Below are 13,852 nucleotides of genomic sequence, written 5' to 3' on the forward strand. Positions count from 1 at the left end.
TATTATCTCCAATGATTGTAAAGGGATCTCTTCTCCAAAGCTTCTATCTGCTTGGCTAACTCCAGTCGGTACCTTTCCAAGTCGCTGTCGAGTAGCTCTACGTTCCGCCCACTCCAGAACCCTTTATCTAGAGATCCGATTCTTGACTGATGGATCATCCAAGATTTCTGACCTAAAAGCTTCTTGCCCCAAAGCCGATTGACAATGATCCGCAAATTCACATCACTGGGACTATAGCCCATAAACAAAATATTACTGCTTCTCAAAATCTGCAAAATATCTTTTGGAAATGCTCTTTCGATCTCTTGATTGACCAAATAATTAATGTGTTGATCTTCGGTAATGACAAAGTTATTAGTTACGCCATAGAGCTTAAGAATAAGAGGACGATTGCCGTGTAACACTACTTGATCAGAGGTGATGAGACGAGACTCTTCTCCAGAGGGTGTATATCGAAAACGCCCCTGTGTATTTTCTCCATCTGTCTCCGCCACATAGGATAACAAATCAAATAATTGATTGTTTTTTACAAAGGCACTTTCCAACATGTTATCGTAGTTGGTAGTTACTAACAGTTTATAGGGAAGGGGAAACTCTTTCTTTAGCATTTCTCCTGGAAGGGTAGCAAAAAATTTGTGAAATTTGTTGGTGTGAGATCTTTCTCGAAAGAGTCTATCCAACTTTTGATAGACATTATGGAGACTAGACTCAAACGCGATGTGTTGGGCGAGGCATTGGAGCTTTAACTGTGCAACTGCTAGCGCCTGTTCATGTTCCGGACAAGCTATTGCCGCTCCTTCTAGCAAGGTTTTTCTGAGAGGGCAATCTGCTGGAAGATTCTCGTTACTAACTAGGCAAACTGAACAGGGAGATCCCTGTAAATATTGATAGTTATTAGCAAGTTCCAGATCTTGTGCCAAGTAATCTACTAACTCGATGTTACTGATTCTCTCATTCGATGGCTGCCCGTCATCCAAGTTTATCCCCGAACCAAGAAAAGGAATGACTTCACCATTTTTGAAAGCATTAATAACTGAATTGTAGTGAAGGGAATCCGGTAAATCTAGACTCTTTCTTGGCGGAATGGTTGGTTTTTCCAAAAAGATTGGCAGTAAATCGCTCTGTATTCCCTGCAATTCAAGAGCAATGCGACCAAAATTAAAAGCTTCTCTATAGGAACGTTCTGTGATCAGGGTTGCATAAAAATTGGCGGCAAATTGAATAGCTGCGTCGTCTGTAATATCACCTTTCATACCAATCACATATTGGATATGTTTGTGAATTGCCTTAGCCTGATCTTCGCTATGGCAAGCATTCAAGAAAACACACTCAACTGTATCCTTGAATTGCTCAAATAGCCTTCCTAATGTACTTACCTCCACGGATTGAGAGTTTCCAGACTCATTCTCAAAAACCAAACCCCCTTCTTTTCCATGTCCGCAGAAATGGACAATTTGAGGTTCTTTTTCCTGTAGAAGTGGAATTAAATCGTCAGGTTGAACAGCCAATTCAGGGATAATTTCAAACCGATCTCGGTTTTTAGATCGCTCTATTTTTTCTTTGATTTCTTTGATTTCTCTGTCGGCACGCAATTTTACGTTGTCGTTTGGGTTTGATGTCAAAATCAGAATTTTTTTATGCAGCATTGTCATTTCCTCTTTGCTTTCTTATCCGCGCATTGTCTTTCTAGTGGCAGCTTTATTTTTTGATTCCCCTTTTCCCAAGCTAGGCTGAGGTTCTTCCGTTTCCCCTCGCATTATCTTTTTTGTGATGCCTTCTTTTATTTTTATAGAGTCTTCTTTATTTAAAGAAGATACCATTTCTTCTCTTGTGAGAATGGGAACAAGGGCAACTTTTATAGTATGAATATCTTGCCGTTGTGACTTTCCAGACGATTTACCAGTCAATTCTCCTTCACCTAATTTGAGAAGATCAACACCTAAAACATTGATTTTTAAATCGACCTTACCCTTAGCTTGCCCCTCCAGTGAACTTTCCTGAGAAACTGTTACGTGAATCTCTAATTCCACCTTTTCTAAAAAAAAGATTGGCGTTCCTTCCATCGGTTTTAAGTCTTCTTTGACTTTAGCAATGAATTCACCTAATCCAATTTCATTTGACATTTTAGTTCTCCTAAAAATGCGAATAATGATGCGTTTGTCTTTTCACTTATTAGTCTAGAGTTCTCTGTTTTAAAAGACTGCTTCCGAAACAAAAGCACTCCCTTTTACGATGAGATCTCTGTTCTTTGCAGAAAAATTTATTGCTTCAATCACTGCCGATATGGCGATCGGCGATTCATACCCTAACTCAGCAACGCCTGATTTTCAACTTGCGTTTGCCTGACTACTATTGTCATCTTACGTAGCGAGATAATTTCTTTCCTTTATTATTCTGAATGACTACCGTTTGATTTGCTGCTTGAGTTGATTGATTACGGTACAAATCGTAATCAAAAGGAAAAAACCTGAAGGCGCAAAGGCAATCCGCGATCGCAGATTTTTGCAATAGATTCTTTGATCCTCTGACAGTGCCTAGTTTTACTGGGTTGCCCACCGTTTATGCTGATCGGTGATGAACCCCAAAAGAAGCTTAGCGTTGGAGGAAGAATTCTTTCATGGCACGATCGCCTCGTGATGCAAGCTTACGGCTTCAGCGATAGCGACGCTATCCTGGAGAAACTCCTCACCCTGAATCTGGAACTGTCAGAGAAAGAAAAACAGGATGAATCTGTCATTAGTCCCTGGGCACCTCAAGAGCGGTGATGGGTATAGCCCGTGGGTGGTTCATAATGCTACAACCCCAAGCAGTACCTGACGGCATTTTCAACCTCAATCATTTTTTCGTTTGAGAGTTTACCCGCTGGCGCGTCAGGAAATCGTTTTGCATCCAGTGATCGCACCTGAAACCCTAAAAAGACTGTTTCAAGCGGTAAACCACTATCTTCTGGCAGCACCCGCACATTTGTGGAGTAATCTTTCGGAATGTTGCTGCCCTTCGTACCAACTACAACCGTGATGACAAGGGGTAAGCGATTAATCGCATTGATGGAGAGGACAAGTACAGGTCTTTGTCCAGCTTGCTCTCTGCCTTGAACTGGATTCAAATTAACAAAGTAAAGCTCAGACCGCTCTATACTCATGCGCTCTGCAACCCATCCATCTCCGTCAAGGCAAACTCCTGCTCAATTGCGATAATCTCAGCCTGTATTGCTAGATCGCTGGCCATATTTGATAATTCAACTTCATCCGGTTCTCTAAGCTGGCGGGCAATCCGTTCCAGAAGCCAGAGCTTTTCCCTGCTAGATAAAGTGGCGATCGCTCGTTCGATCTCTAATAGGTGCTTTGAAGCCATGACAACAATATCGGATTTTGGCACATACCATAACGATAACACGGCGGGAAGGCAGCAAACAGTGGACTTAAACTTGATGGGTCGCGCCGTCTTCTTGAAGGTGAATCGGCATCAATTTAAGTGTGCTCCTTGCGGTAAGCCGTTCAGTGAGACCTTTACTTTTTTGGGTCAGCAACGCAAGCAGACAGATCGCTTTGCCGCCATGATTGTGGAGCAAGTGATCCATCGCGACTTGCACAATGTCGGGCAACAAAATGACTGAACGGATGAGGCAGTGAAACCCAACGCTGGTCTCTTGGTCGGAAATGATTACCTGAAATCGCTAACACCAGGATTGCTCTCCGGGCGGATTGTGCAGCAACTCCTGGATATTCGCTTCGATCACGCGGTAACCCACGTTGCCATTCAGCCGTTGCCGTCCCTCATTAAAAATCAGGGTAGGGCTAACAGACACCGTATGTTCCTTTACCAGGTCAAAATCTTTGGCGAGCTGGGCATAAGCCTCACCGCGATCGATCTGCTTCTGAATCATGGAAACTGGCAGTCCTAGCTTCTCTGCAATGGCAAATTGTACGGTGCGATCGCTCACATTTGCCAGTTTGGTAAAAAATGCTTCTCGAAATGCCCAGGTTGCCTTTTCAAACACCTTGTCGTGTGGTTCGACAATTCCCTTGATTTCCAGCAATTGAATCGCATGGAGAAACAAATGACAGGACATGGATGAGGAGGGAATGGCTCCCATCCAAATATCGGGATGAACGGTGATGTGTTCAAACTTTTTGGCAACGTTCTGAACGTGATCGCTATAGCCCTTTAAGCTCCCCTTATCGCGCCAATTCTTCTCTAACTTTTCATGGGCATTGCCAAAAACTGAGACGAAGTGATAATCGATCGCAATCTTGTCTTGAAAAGTCGTTTTCAACTCATCTAGCCGAATTTGAGCAATATATGCCCAGACGCAGAGAACATCAGAAAAGTAGGAGATATGAATAGGTTGCATTGTTACTTCAGTAGTTGCTAATACGAGGAAATTATTCACCCTTTTACAATCCTATATCTTTGCCTCACTTAATACCTAGCTGCCAAGGCTTCATGCAATCCCTATCACAATCAATAGTCAGTTCACAAGGAAGTTTCGTGTTACAAATTTTAGCCTTCTTTAGCTGATCAATAGTAATTTTTGTTTCAATAAAAATGGTGTTAAATAGGTTGGTTCCAGTTAGATTAATGTTATGCCAACTGGAGCCACTGAGATCGGCATTAGAAAGATTAGCCTCATTGAAATCAGCATTATTAAGATCAGCATTTCTAATATTAGCAGAACCTAGTTTTGTGAAGTGAATAATAGAATCACTCAAATCAGCATTGGCTAGATTTACAGCGTACAAGCTAGCGTGACTGAGATTAGCATGATTAAGGTTTATATCACTCATGTCTGCCCCAGAAAAGTTACTTAATTGGAGCAATGCGCCGCCGAGATTGGCACGATGAAGATTTGCTCCTTTGTACTCTTCATTTTGAGTTTTTAATGGATCAAGCTTTCCCCAAGATTTTCTGACATATCTCTCTATTGCTTCGCTAATAGGCTCTCCGTCAAGAGTTGTATGATTGATTCTAGCTTCACGAAAATCAGCCACTCTAAGTTTTTCTCTATAAAGCTTAGTAGAATAAAAGGCATCATCAATATCAGCTTTTTCAAGACCAACACATTCTAGAAACAAAGAAGAATCGCAGCCCTCTAGAAATGACAAAATAAGGGCTTCAGCGCAATTAAGTGACTCTAACTCTCCAGCAGAGAGGTCAGCTACTCGAAGATCTGAATTTTTCAGGTTAGCATCACGAAGATCAGCTTGGCGTAGGTCTGCAAGTCTAAGATCAGCCCCATCTAAATTTGAGTCACTAAGATCTGCGTTGCATAAATTGGCGTAACGTAAATTAGCACAGTGGAGGTTAGCTAAGCTGAGATTAGCGTTGCAAAGGTTAGCATTATGTAGGTCTATCCGGCGAAGATCTGCACGGCGTAAATCTGCTCCATCAAGATTTGCCCCACTTAAATTTATGCCACTTAGATTAATTAATCCTAAATTTGCTCCACTCAAATCTGAATAACTTAAATCAATTTCATTGATAATAGTAGAGTCTTTTAAAAACCTGATTAATAAGCCCTTGCGAAATCCATCAAGTTCCTGTAACGCTACCAACGTTCTAGCGCGTATAATTGCCCGCTGTTTAACTTTATCTTCTTCCAGCCCATTCATATCTAAAAACAACCTTGCTATTTGCTCTATATATCCTTTAAGTGCTTCTTGATGTAAACGATTCAGTGCAATCTCCTCTTCTTGCCTTCTTCTTGCTTTCTCTTGTTCCTCTATCAATTGTTTACGCTTCTCCTCCTTTACGTTTAAATATTTCTCATGTCTCTTTGCTTGAAACTCTAAGAATCTTTTGATTGCGAAACCACCGCTAGCTAGTAGAAGAGGGACTATTAAAAGTTCCATCCAATCCCAAATTGATTTTCCCAAAAATTCTATTTTTGTTAAATCTGCTGATCTATTTGCATTCAAGATTGTGATCCAAGTCCAGTTCCGGAAATCATTTTTAGTTAGAGTTAAAATGATAAATGCAACCGAGATAAATAAAGCTGTAAGCCATCTTAATTTTCTTCGTCCGATTTTTGAAAATAACATCTCAATACTTCTCCCATATAGGACTGAAATTTGATTCCGAATAAATCCAAAGAGCATTATTAGATCATCCCATCACTCGTTATCTTGGCGACAGATTCTTCTACTTCAACTTTAGAGTTTTTCTGATTCCCTTTGCGGTTACGCCAGAGTTTGTAATAGAGAATGGGCACCGCCGATCGCGACAGCAACAACGAAGCCACTTCACCTGCCATCAGCGAGATCGCTAACCCCTGGAAGATTGGGTCAGCCAGGATAATGGCCGAACCAACCACCACAGCCGCCGCAGTTAAGAGCATAGGACGGAAGCGCACCGCTCCGGCATCAATTACCGCTTCTTCTAGGGGCATGCCTTCCTTCAGGCGTAACTCGATGAAATCCACCAGGATGATGGAGTTCCGCACCACAATGCCTGCTCCAGCGATAAAGCCGATCATGGACGTGGCTGTAAAAAATGATCCCATCAGCCAGTGAGCGGGCATAATGCCGATGAACGAAAAGGGAATCGCTGCCATAATCACTAACGGCGTGGCAAAGGACTGAAACCAACCCACCATCAGGACATAAATCAGCAACAGTACCACCGCAAAGGCAATCCCCAAATCACGGAAGACTTCATACGTCACCTGCCATTCGCCATCCCACTTGATCGCGTAGGTTTCAGTCGTTGGGGGTTGTTCAGTGAGATAGGTTTGAATGGTAGCTCCCGTGGCTGGAACGAGTTGATTGATCTGTGGTTGCAGATTGAGCATGGCATAGACTGAGCTTTCGACTCTGCCAGAAACATCACCCAAGACATAGACAACGGGCTGTAGGTTTTTGTGGTAAATGCTCGTGTCTGCTGTTGTTGTGTCTGTCTTCACCAGGCTGCTCAAAGGGACTAAATTACCATTGGTGCCCTTGAGGTTCAGGGCTTTCAAATCATCCAGGCTGGTGCGGCTCGACTGACTGAAGCGTAGATTAATGGCGACATCTTCCCGCGCGTTTTCGTCATGTAACAGTCCCACATTTTGTCCAGCGAGTGCCATTTGCAAGACTTGTGAAATCTGAGTCGGGCTGATGCCGTTCAGCGCTGCTTTCTCGCGATCGATAACCAATCGGTAATCAGTCTGTGGCGCTTCCATATACCAATCCACATCAACAACACCATCGGTTGACTGATATAACTGGCGAATTTTGGTCGCGAGGTCAATCTGTCCTTGATAATCGGGACCATACACTTCAGTCACCAGGGTTTGCAGCACCGGAGGACCAGGAGGGATTTCGGCAACCTGAATCCGGGCACTGTAGCGATCGCCAATTTCCTTCAGTTGGGGACGAATCGCTTTGGCAATCTCATGGCTCTGACGATGGCGATCGCCCCTGGGCAAAAAGTTCACCTGAATATCGGCAACATTAGTACCCGATCGCAAAAAGTAATGCCGCACCAAGCCGTTGAAATTGTAAGGAGAAGACGTGCCGATGTAACTTTGATAGTTAATGACTTCGGGAACCGTCGCCAGATATTGTCCCATCTCGCGGGTGGCTCTAGCCGTCTGCTCCAGGGTCGTACCTTCTGGCAGATTGACGACGACCTGCAACTCGCTCTTGTTGTCAAACGGCAGCATTTTGAGAATCACCAGCTTAAAGCCTGCGAATCCACCGACAATGAAGATCAGGGCTAACACCGTGGCGACCAGAAACGTGGTTCCTCGACGTGGATAATGCACGAGTGGAAGCATAAACCGACGATACAGGCGGCTCAGGGCATCCTCGCCGTGATCATGGGCAGCGTGGCTGGCACCACTAAAGACTCGCATCGTTGTCCAGGGAACGACAATAAAGGCGACCAGTGCCGAAAAGATCATGGCAGCAGAAGCACCGAGCGGGATGGGCAGCATGTAGGGGCCCATCAAGCCGCCGACAAACGCCATGGGCAGGATTGCCGCAATTACCGCTAAGGTTGCCAGAATGGTCGGATTACCTACCTCATCCACTGCTTCCAAGATAATCTGCTGTAAGGTGCGCCGCCGATTGGTCGAGAGTTGCAAGCGGGTTTTATTTTCTGGCAATTGCAGATGACGACCGACATTTTCGACCACGACGATCGCGTCATCTACCAGAATCCCAATGGAAAAAATCAGCGCAAAGAACGTGACGCGATTTAGCGTGAAGTGATAAAAGACAAAGCTGGCAAGCGTGAGTGCTAAGGTCACGGGAATTGACACCGCCACCACCATTGCCTCTTTTCTACCCATCACAAACCACATCAGCAGGGTCACAGAACCGACTGCAATCAGCATGTGAAACAGCAGTTCATTGGAACGTTCGGCGGCAGTTTCACCATAGTCCCGTGTAACCGTCAGATTGACGTTGTTAGGAATGTAGTTCCGTTTAATTTGGTCGAGCTTATGCAGCACATGATGAGAGACTTGAATCGCATTGGCTCCAGAGCGTTTGGCGATCGCGATCGTCACCGCTTCGGTTTCTCCAACAGGCGTTCCTGATTGGCGCTGATTATTTTCGCGTTGTTCTCCCTGCCCAAAAAACACATAACTGGCAGGTTCTTCTGAACCATCTATAACGGTTGCCACATCGCGCAAGTAGACAGGTTGATTGTTCGCAACCGCAACCACAAGTCCTTTCGCATCTTCCGCCGATCGGATAAAACTTTGGGTTCTGACTAAAAACGATTGATTGTTTTGATTTAAGGCACCGCTAGCCAGTTCAGTATTCTGAGCTTGAAGCGCTTTAGAAATTTCTAAAGGCGTGATGCCAAAGGCATTGAGTCGGGTTGGATCAAGATCGACTCGCAGTTGCCGTTTCTGTCCACCAATCAGTGTCGTTTCTGAAACATCTGGTACTTGCTTAATTTGTTCATCTAATTGCGCTGCAATTTGCCGTAATTCTGCTCCCGTACTGTGTTCACCCCATAAGGTCAAAGTGAGAATCGGAACATCATCAATTGACCGTGATTTAATCAGGGGTTGAGAAACACCGGGTGGAATCTTGTCAAAGTTAGCATAGAGCTTGTTGTAAAGCTGAACAATAGAGGTTTCTGTGTTTTGTCCTACGAGAAAACGCACAATCACCAGGGAGGAACCGGGACGCGAGGTGGAATAAACGTATTCCACTCCTGGAAGCTCTTTGATCAGCTTCTCCATTGGCGCAGTAACACGCTGTTCCACGTCTTTTGCAGACGCTCCCGGCATTTGCACAAACACATCGGCCATCGGTACGGTGATTTGCGGTTCCTCTTCCCGTGGCAAAATCAGGGTCGCGCCAATCCCCAATAGCAGCGACACCAGAATGATCAGCGGTGTCAGCTTGGAATCGATGAATTTCTTGGCTAGATTGCCGACGAAACCTAGTCTGTGAGGTTTTGCAGGATCTCGGTCAGTATGTGCGCCATTGTTCATGTCTACCTCATCCTCCCGTTCATCATGGCAGGCATTCCTTGCTCTGCAAACTGGGCCACTTCCCGCGCGTGTTCTCGAATGACGGCGACCAGCTCAGGATTGTCAGATGTTTCTGTGACTGCAATGCCTTTAGCGGTAAGCTGAATTCGCCGCTGATATTTATTTGCCGACTGGGACAGGGTCGGCAACGTAGAACTCATCCCAATCATGGGAATGGGTTGATTTTTATTGACGCGATCGTACATTTTAGAGGCATGGGCTTGAATCAAAGCCACAACTTGAGGGCTATCTGATTCAGTCACAGCACGAATACCACCAGAAATTTCTTCTACAGTGCGATGAATTTGATTGTGGTAAGCAAAGAGTTGATGAATTGTTTGGGCATCGCCACCCCCTCCCATGCCCGGATTGCCCATCATTCCTGGAGATCTTCCCATCTGACCATTCACAACTTGGGGAATTGCTAAAACCACAACTAAAGCCAGAATGGAAAGCCATACTAAAATTCTGCGTTGCATTGGAAACCTCCTGAAGAATTTAAGGCTGTGTTGTAATGGGCTGTCCGTCGCTCAGTTGCTCGATGTGATTCGTAATGATGCGATCGCCTGTCGTCAAGCCTGAAACAATCTCGACTTTTCCATCACGTTGTTGCCCTGTTTTGACCCAACGCAAAACAGCAGTCGATTGATTCGATGTATTTGTGTTCACAACATACACTCCCTGTAATTGCCCCCGCTGAATTAGCGCGGTCGAGGGAATGAGAATCGTGTCTTGTTTTCCATTGACTGGTAAGGCAATCCGTCCAAACATGCCAGAGATCAAGCGACCAGAATTATTTATGGGAATCTTGACCAGAAAACTCCGAGAGTTAGCGTCTGCGGCTGGAACAATCTGCTGAATCGTGGCTTTTAAGGTTTGACTGGCGGACTCCACCCGTACCTGAACCGATTGACCCACCCGCACGAAGCGTAAGTTCGCTTCTGGCACAGAGATCTCTAGCTGGAGCCGATCGGGATTTTCAATCTTCAGCAAGGCCGTACCGTTCATGGAGTAGGGATTCGTCGTCTCACCCAAAGATGCCAGCTTTTCAGTCACGATGCCATCAAAGGGAGCGATCACAGTGCCGTAGCTCTCATTCATTGAAGCGGCTGTGACCCCCGATTTTGCTTGATTGATCGCCGCCTGGGACTGAGCGATCGCCGCCTGGGACTGCTGGATACCTGCTTCTGCCTGGGCGACTTGTGCTCTAGCTTGATCCAGCGCCGTATTGGTCTCATCCAGGTTTGCTTGCGAGACGGCTCCCGCTGCTCTCAGTTGAGCAGACCGAGTTTGGTTAATTTGTGCCTGTCGGAGTGCTGCCTGAGCGGACAACTTCTGAGATCTTAATTGGCTTAAAGATGCCTGGGAGCGCGCCAATTCGGCTTGCGCTTGGGCAACGCCCGCTTGAGCCTGATTAGTCTGAGCCGCGATGTCCTGCACATCAATGCGGGCAAGGATATCTCCTTGACGAAAGCGATCGCCCGCCTCCAGGGGAAAGTAAATGATGCGTCCGCTGACCCGAGTTGACAGGGTTGCCTGGTCAACTGGACGGATCGTACCAGAGAGTTCCAGTGTATTGGCAAGCGCTTGAACCCGAATGCTCAGGGTTTCAACGGCGATCGCAGGCGCTGATATAGCTTCTGGCGAGTGGGTCGAACGGGTGAGTTGCAAAATACCCCAGGTTCCCCCTGCCAGTAGCAAGGCACCGCCCAGCAACAGTCCCCACCCCTTTTGAGAAAGCCCTGGTGGAGGAGACCGTTTGGGCTGCACTGATCCATCTATGGTTTCATCAAGCGATTCATTCAGCGGTTCATCTGAGGTGGTATGAGTCATTGCTGTTCTCCTTTAAGGGCGATTACCGCGTTGCACGGGATAGCCTGCACCTTGCCATGCCAGTAGTCCACCTTGCAGGTTGTAGACTTGACGGTAACCTTGAGTCACTAACCATTGCGCTGCGATCTCACTGCGATGACCCGATAGACAAGTGATGGCGATCGCCTGCTCTTTGGGAATGTCTTTCAAAATTCGGTTGCGGCTGAACCGTTGCGCGGTTGGAATATGCCCCATCCAGTATTCCAGCCACCCTCGCACATCAATGATCAGCAGTTGATGTGCCTGTGACTTTAGTTGAGCAGGAGTCAGCAAAACTGGATTCATCGCTTGTTTCTTCTGTGCTTTCATTTTCATCTTGTTATCCTTCTCCAACTCTGCTCATGACCGAAAATGATTTAATAAATGGTCCTGCCATGCGCGGATCTTTAATCATGGCGGTGTAGTCTCCGACCCGAAATTGCAACTTCCGGCTCATATACGCCATGCTTAAGCCCATCATGTTCAGTCCTTTTGTCTTCCACCGCTGCCAGTGGTCGCGATCGGCTCGTAAATCCCAGTTCAGCTTCTGTCCGTCATATGCCCCCGCAGAAATCACCCGTCCTGCTTCAACGGTGAGTACGCCGAGCGGGGTTGGATCGTTCTCAAGACCGTAACCAATGACTGAATTAAAATGAATCTTGGCAAGAGCCTCTGCCAAGTCGGGTTCTGCGTTCCACCGGTCACCAAATGCGCGCATCCATTCGGGTGAAAATAAGTCTGCCATTGCATTCTCTCCAGGTCGCTTTTTATAGAGTTGGTCAATGAAATTGAACCTTACTTATGGCGGGTAACTTGTCGATGAGTACAGAGTGCTAATAATTCGGTATCAATCACCCGGTAATAGCGCCAAATCCCTGCCCGACGACAGGCTACGACTCCAGCATCTTTCATCAGTCGTAAGTGCTTGGAGACATTGCCCTGCTGTAAGCCTGTGCGATCACAAATATCTTGCACGCTGCGTTCCTGATGGCAGAGTGCCGCTAGAATTTGCAATCGAGCGGGTTCTGCGAGGATCTTGAAGCGGCTTGCGAGTCCTTCTAGTTCATCAGGACTCAAAATCATTTCCATAAATCAGGCTCCATCGAAGTGATGAGAGTGGGGAAGGGGAAGCCATCCCATCACCTCAAACGGTCGGAGTCAAAGGGCGATTCTGTTCTACTGGTAAGGGTAAAGGTTCCACCAGTGGCAGCCCGATCGCCCGAAAAGCCCAACGCTCAAACCAAGGAATCGTCCAACCCAGGCGCATTTTTGTGAGGAAATAACGCTCAAACCCTGCCTTCATCCAAGCCACCCAGATGCCGTGATAGGTGAGAGCACGGTGGCGATGTCCTGCCTCATCCGGTAGGAGTGGATCAGCTAAAAAGAGCGCTCCGGTATCCCCAAAATCCGCGAAGCAAACTGCCTGTAGCGTTGGCCTGAGCTGATCACCAGACGTAACTCCTAACTCCAGGGCAATATTATGGGCAACCGCCAGCGCCATTTCTTCGCTCATCAGCCCCACCTTGGGCGCACCCGTAGGAATCGAGGTTTGCTCTGCGGCTTTAAGTTGGGTGATCACCCCCACGGCGTAAATCGACTCAAAATCAGGATGACGATAGGTCGGCAAGACGGGTACAAACCCCTTGGTATCGGTTAATCCTAGGGCTTCGCGCAAGAAGCGGGGGCCCCGAAAGGGCGGCAAGACCATTGTGTACTTTGATGGAATCTTCCGTCCATCCGCCAGATGCACCGCATCCGCTTCAAAATGTGAAATCGCTGTATTTTCCATCAGCTCAATTTCCCGCGCTGCCATGAATTTCCGCATCAGCCAGCGGGAGTTAGCCATCCCACCAATACCCAGATGTCCGGCGTAGGGTTCTGAGGTAATGAAGGTAATGGGAACTTGCGATCGCAATCCCTTCCGCTTCAAAAGGTGATGGATCAAAAAGGCAAACTCATAGGCGGGTCCAAAACAACTGGCTCCCGGTGCCGCACCGACCACAATCGGTCCTGGATCGGCTAAGAATTTCTCCCAGGCTGCCCCCGCCAATACGGCATGATGAGGATTACAGACCGATTGGGTATAGCCTCCCTCCGGTCCCAAGCCTGGGATTGCATCTAACGCCAGTTCTGGTCCAGTAGCGATCACGGCATAGTCATAGTCCAAGGTGCGATCGGTCATCGTCATCTGACGAGACTTCGGATCAATCGCCGTGACGGCAGCATGAATGAACTCAATACCATGCTGCGGCACGATCTTAGCCAAATCCAACTGGATTTGATCGAGGGACTTTAGCCCTAAACCGACCCAAGGCAACGACGGCACAAACGTAAACTTCGGTTGATTTGAAATGAGCGTGATCTGATGTTCACGCGGTAACACATGCCTCAGTTCGTAGGCGGCAGGCAATCCTCCCAGTCCAGCACCAATCACAACAACACGAGCCATAATCGCGACTCCTAAAGATTAAGTTTTAAAGTTGAGTTTTGAAATAACCCTTCGATACGCTGAAGCACTGATGGGTC

The 13,852-nt window shown here is 46.7% G+C and carries 15 protein-coding genes; 2 read left to right on the forward strand and 13 right to left on the reverse strand.

Features of this window, described 5'->3' with window-relative positions:
* Window positions 1-2: 2 nt before the first annotated feature.
* Window positions 3-1,646, reverse strand: coding sequence for an SIR2 family protein (locus tag C7B82_RS07185; protein WP_181357381.1), 1,644 nt, complete (start codon window positions 1,644-1,646; stop codon window positions 3-5).
* Window positions 1,647-1,667: 21 nt separating this feature from the next.
* Complete coding sequence (locus C7B82_RS07190) at window positions 1,668-2,123, reverse strand: trypco2 family protein (protein ID WP_106255628.1); 456 nt, start codon at window positions 2,121-2,123, stop codon at window positions 1,668-1,670.
* Window positions 2,124-2,561: 438 nt separating this feature from the next.
* Between C7B82_RS07190 and C7B82_RS07195 the strand changes: the two genes are divergently transcribed.
* Window positions 2,562-2,765, forward strand: a complete 204-nt coding sequence (locus tag C7B82_RS07195) for a hypothetical protein (RefSeq protein ID WP_106255629.1) — start codon at window positions 2,562-2,564, stop codon at window positions 2,763-2,765.
* A 29-nt stretch (window positions 2,766-2,794) separates the two neighbouring features.
* On the opposite strand, the gene C7B82_RS07200 is transcribed toward C7B82_RS07195, so the two are convergent.
* Window positions 2,795-3,142 (reverse strand): type II toxin-antitoxin system PemK/MazF family toxin, encoded by a 348-nt coding sequence (locus C7B82_RS07200; RefSeq protein WP_106255630.1) that lies wholly within the window; start codon window positions 3,140-3,142, stop codon window positions 2,795-2,797.
* A complete protein-coding gene (locus C7B82_RS07205; RefSeq protein ID WP_106255631.1) occupies window positions 3,139-3,354 on the reverse strand; it encodes a hypothetical protein in 216 nt (71 codons plus the stop codon). Before C7B82_RS07205 ends, C7B82_RS07200 begins: the two co-directional genes overlap by 4 nt.
* Here C7B82_RS07205 and C7B82_RS07210 point away from each other — a divergent pair.
* Window positions 3,353-3,616: a hypothetical protein gene (locus C7B82_RS07210; protein ID WP_106255632.1), complete on the forward strand. Its 264-nt coding sequence runs from the start codon at window positions 3,353-3,355 to the stop codon at window positions 3,614-3,616. The genes C7B82_RS07205 and C7B82_RS07210 overlap by 2 nt on opposite strands.
* A 60-nt stretch (window positions 3,617-3,676) precedes the next feature.
* Here the strand turns inward: C7B82_RS07210 and C7B82_RS07215 are convergent, their stop codons facing one another.
* The 9 genes from C7B82_RS07215 to C7B82_RS07255 all read right to left on the reverse strand — a co-directional run bounded on the left by C7B82_RS07215 (window position 3,677) and on the right by C7B82_RS07255 (window position 13,775).
* Window positions 3,677-4,354: a DsbA family oxidoreductase gene (locus C7B82_RS07215; protein WP_106255633.1), complete on the reverse strand. Its 678-nt coding sequence runs from the start codon at window positions 4,352-4,354 to the stop codon at window positions 3,677-3,679.
* A gap of 64 nt (window positions 4,355-4,418) precedes the next feature.
* The gene (locus tag C7B82_RS07220; RefSeq protein ID WP_181357382.1) at window positions 4,419-6,041 is read right to left on the reverse strand and encodes a pentapeptide repeat-containing protein; all 1,623 of its coding nucleotides are present in this window, start codon (window positions 6,039-6,041) and stop codon (window positions 4,419-4,421) included.
* 59 nt (window positions 6,042-6,100) lie between these two features.
* A complete protein-coding gene (locus C7B82_RS07225) occupies window positions 6,101-9,436 on the reverse strand; it encodes an efflux RND transporter permease subunit (RefSeq protein WP_106255635.1) in 3,336 nt (1,111 codons plus the stop codon).
* A gap of 2 nt (window positions 9,437-9,438) precedes the next feature.
* Window positions 9,439-9,954 (reverse strand): hypothetical protein, encoded by a 516-nt coding sequence (locus tag C7B82_RS07230; RefSeq protein WP_106255636.1) that lies wholly within the window; start codon window positions 9,952-9,954, stop codon window positions 9,439-9,441.
* 19 nt (window positions 9,955-9,973) lie between these two features.
* Window positions 9,974-11,308 (reverse strand): efflux RND transporter periplasmic adaptor subunit, encoded by a 1,335-nt coding sequence (locus C7B82_RS07235; RefSeq protein WP_106255637.1) that lies wholly within the window; start codon window positions 11,306-11,308, stop codon window positions 9,974-9,976.
* A 12-nt stretch (window positions 11,309-11,320) separates the two neighbouring features.
* On the reverse strand, window positions 11,321-11,662 hold the full coding sequence (locus C7B82_RS07240; RefSeq protein ID WP_106255638.1) for a rhodanese-like domain-containing protein: 342 nt from the start codon (window positions 11,660-11,662) through the stop codon (window positions 11,321-11,323).
* Between the two features lie 4 nt (window positions 11,663-11,666).
* Entirely contained in the window at window positions 11,667-12,071 is a 405-nt protein-coding gene (locus C7B82_RS07245) for an SCP-2 sterol transfer family protein (RefSeq protein WP_106255639.1), read from the reverse strand.
* 50 nt (window positions 12,072-12,121) lie between these two features.
* Window positions 12,122-12,415, reverse strand: coding sequence for an ArsR/SmtB family transcription factor (locus C7B82_RS07250; protein WP_106255640.1), 294 nt, complete (start codon window positions 12,413-12,415; stop codon window positions 12,122-12,124).
* Between the two features lie 55 nt (window positions 12,416-12,470).
* A complete protein-coding gene (locus C7B82_RS07255) occupies window positions 12,471-13,775 on the reverse strand; it encodes an NAD(P)/FAD-dependent oxidoreductase (protein WP_106255641.1) in 1,305 nt (434 codons plus the stop codon).
* Between the last annotated feature and the right edge of the window lie 77 nt (window positions 13,776-13,852).

Origin of the sequence: Stenomitos frigidus ULC18 (assembly GCF_003003795.1) — a bacterium.
In the GTDB taxonomy this organism is placed as follows: domain Bacteria; phylum Cyanobacteriota; class Cyanobacteriia; order Leptolyngbyales; family Leptolyngbyaceae; genus Stenomitos; species Stenomitos frigidus_A.

Coding starts and splice junctions, on each gene's coding strand:
- C7B82_RS07185 (WP_181357381.1), bottom strand. CDS start 1,646: ATGCTGCATAAAAAAATTCTGATTTTGACATCAAACCCAAACGACAAC.
- C7B82_RS07190 (WP_106255628.1), bottom strand. CDS start 2,123: ATGTCAAATGAAATTGGATTAGGTGAATTCATTGCTAAAGTCAAAGAA.
- C7B82_RS07195 (WP_106255629.1), top strand. CDS start 2,562: ATGCTGATCGGTGATGAACCCCAAAAGAAGCTTAGCGTTGGAGGAAGA.
- C7B82_RS07200 (WP_106255630.1), bottom strand. CDS start 3,142: ATGAGTATAGAGCGGTCTGAGCTTTACTTTGTTAATTTGAATCCAGTT.
- C7B82_RS07210 (WP_106255632.1), top strand. CDS start 3,353: ATGACAACAATATCGGATTTTGGCACATACCATAACGATAACACGGCG.
- C7B82_RS07205 (WP_106255631.1), bottom strand. CDS start 3,354: ATGGCTTCAAAGCACCTATTAGAGATCGAACGAGCGATCGCCACTTTA.
- C7B82_RS07215 (WP_106255633.1), bottom strand. CDS start 4,354: ATGCAACCTATTCATATCTCCTACTTTTCTGATGTTCTCTGCGTCTGG.
- C7B82_RS07220 (WP_181357382.1), bottom strand. CDS start 6,041: ATGTTATTTTCAAAAATCGGACGAAGAAAATTAAGATGGCTTACAGCT.
- C7B82_RS07225 (WP_106255635.1), bottom strand. CDS start 9,436: ATGAACAATGGCGCACATACTGACCGAGATCCTGCAAAACCTCACAGA.
- C7B82_RS07230 (WP_106255636.1), bottom strand. CDS start 9,954: ATGCAACGCAGAATTTTAGTATGGCTTTCCATTCTGGCTTTAGTTGTG.
- C7B82_RS07235 (WP_106255637.1), bottom strand. CDS start 11,308: ATGACTCATACCACCTCAGATGAACCGCTGAATGAATCGCTTGATGAA.
- C7B82_RS07240 (WP_106255638.1), bottom strand. CDS start 11,662: ATGAAAATGAAAGCACAGAAGAAACAAGCGATGAATCCAGTTTTGCTG.
- C7B82_RS07245 (WP_106255639.1), bottom strand. CDS start 12,071: ATGGCAGACTTATTTTCACCCGAATGGATGCGCGCATTTGGTGACCGG.
- C7B82_RS07250 (WP_106255640.1), bottom strand. CDS start 12,415: ATGGAAATGATTTTGAGTCCTGATGAACTAGAAGGACTCGCAAGCCGC.
- C7B82_RS07255 (WP_106255641.1), bottom strand. CDS start 13,775: ATGGCTCGTGTTGTTGTGATTGGTGCTGGACTGGGAGGATTGCCTGCC.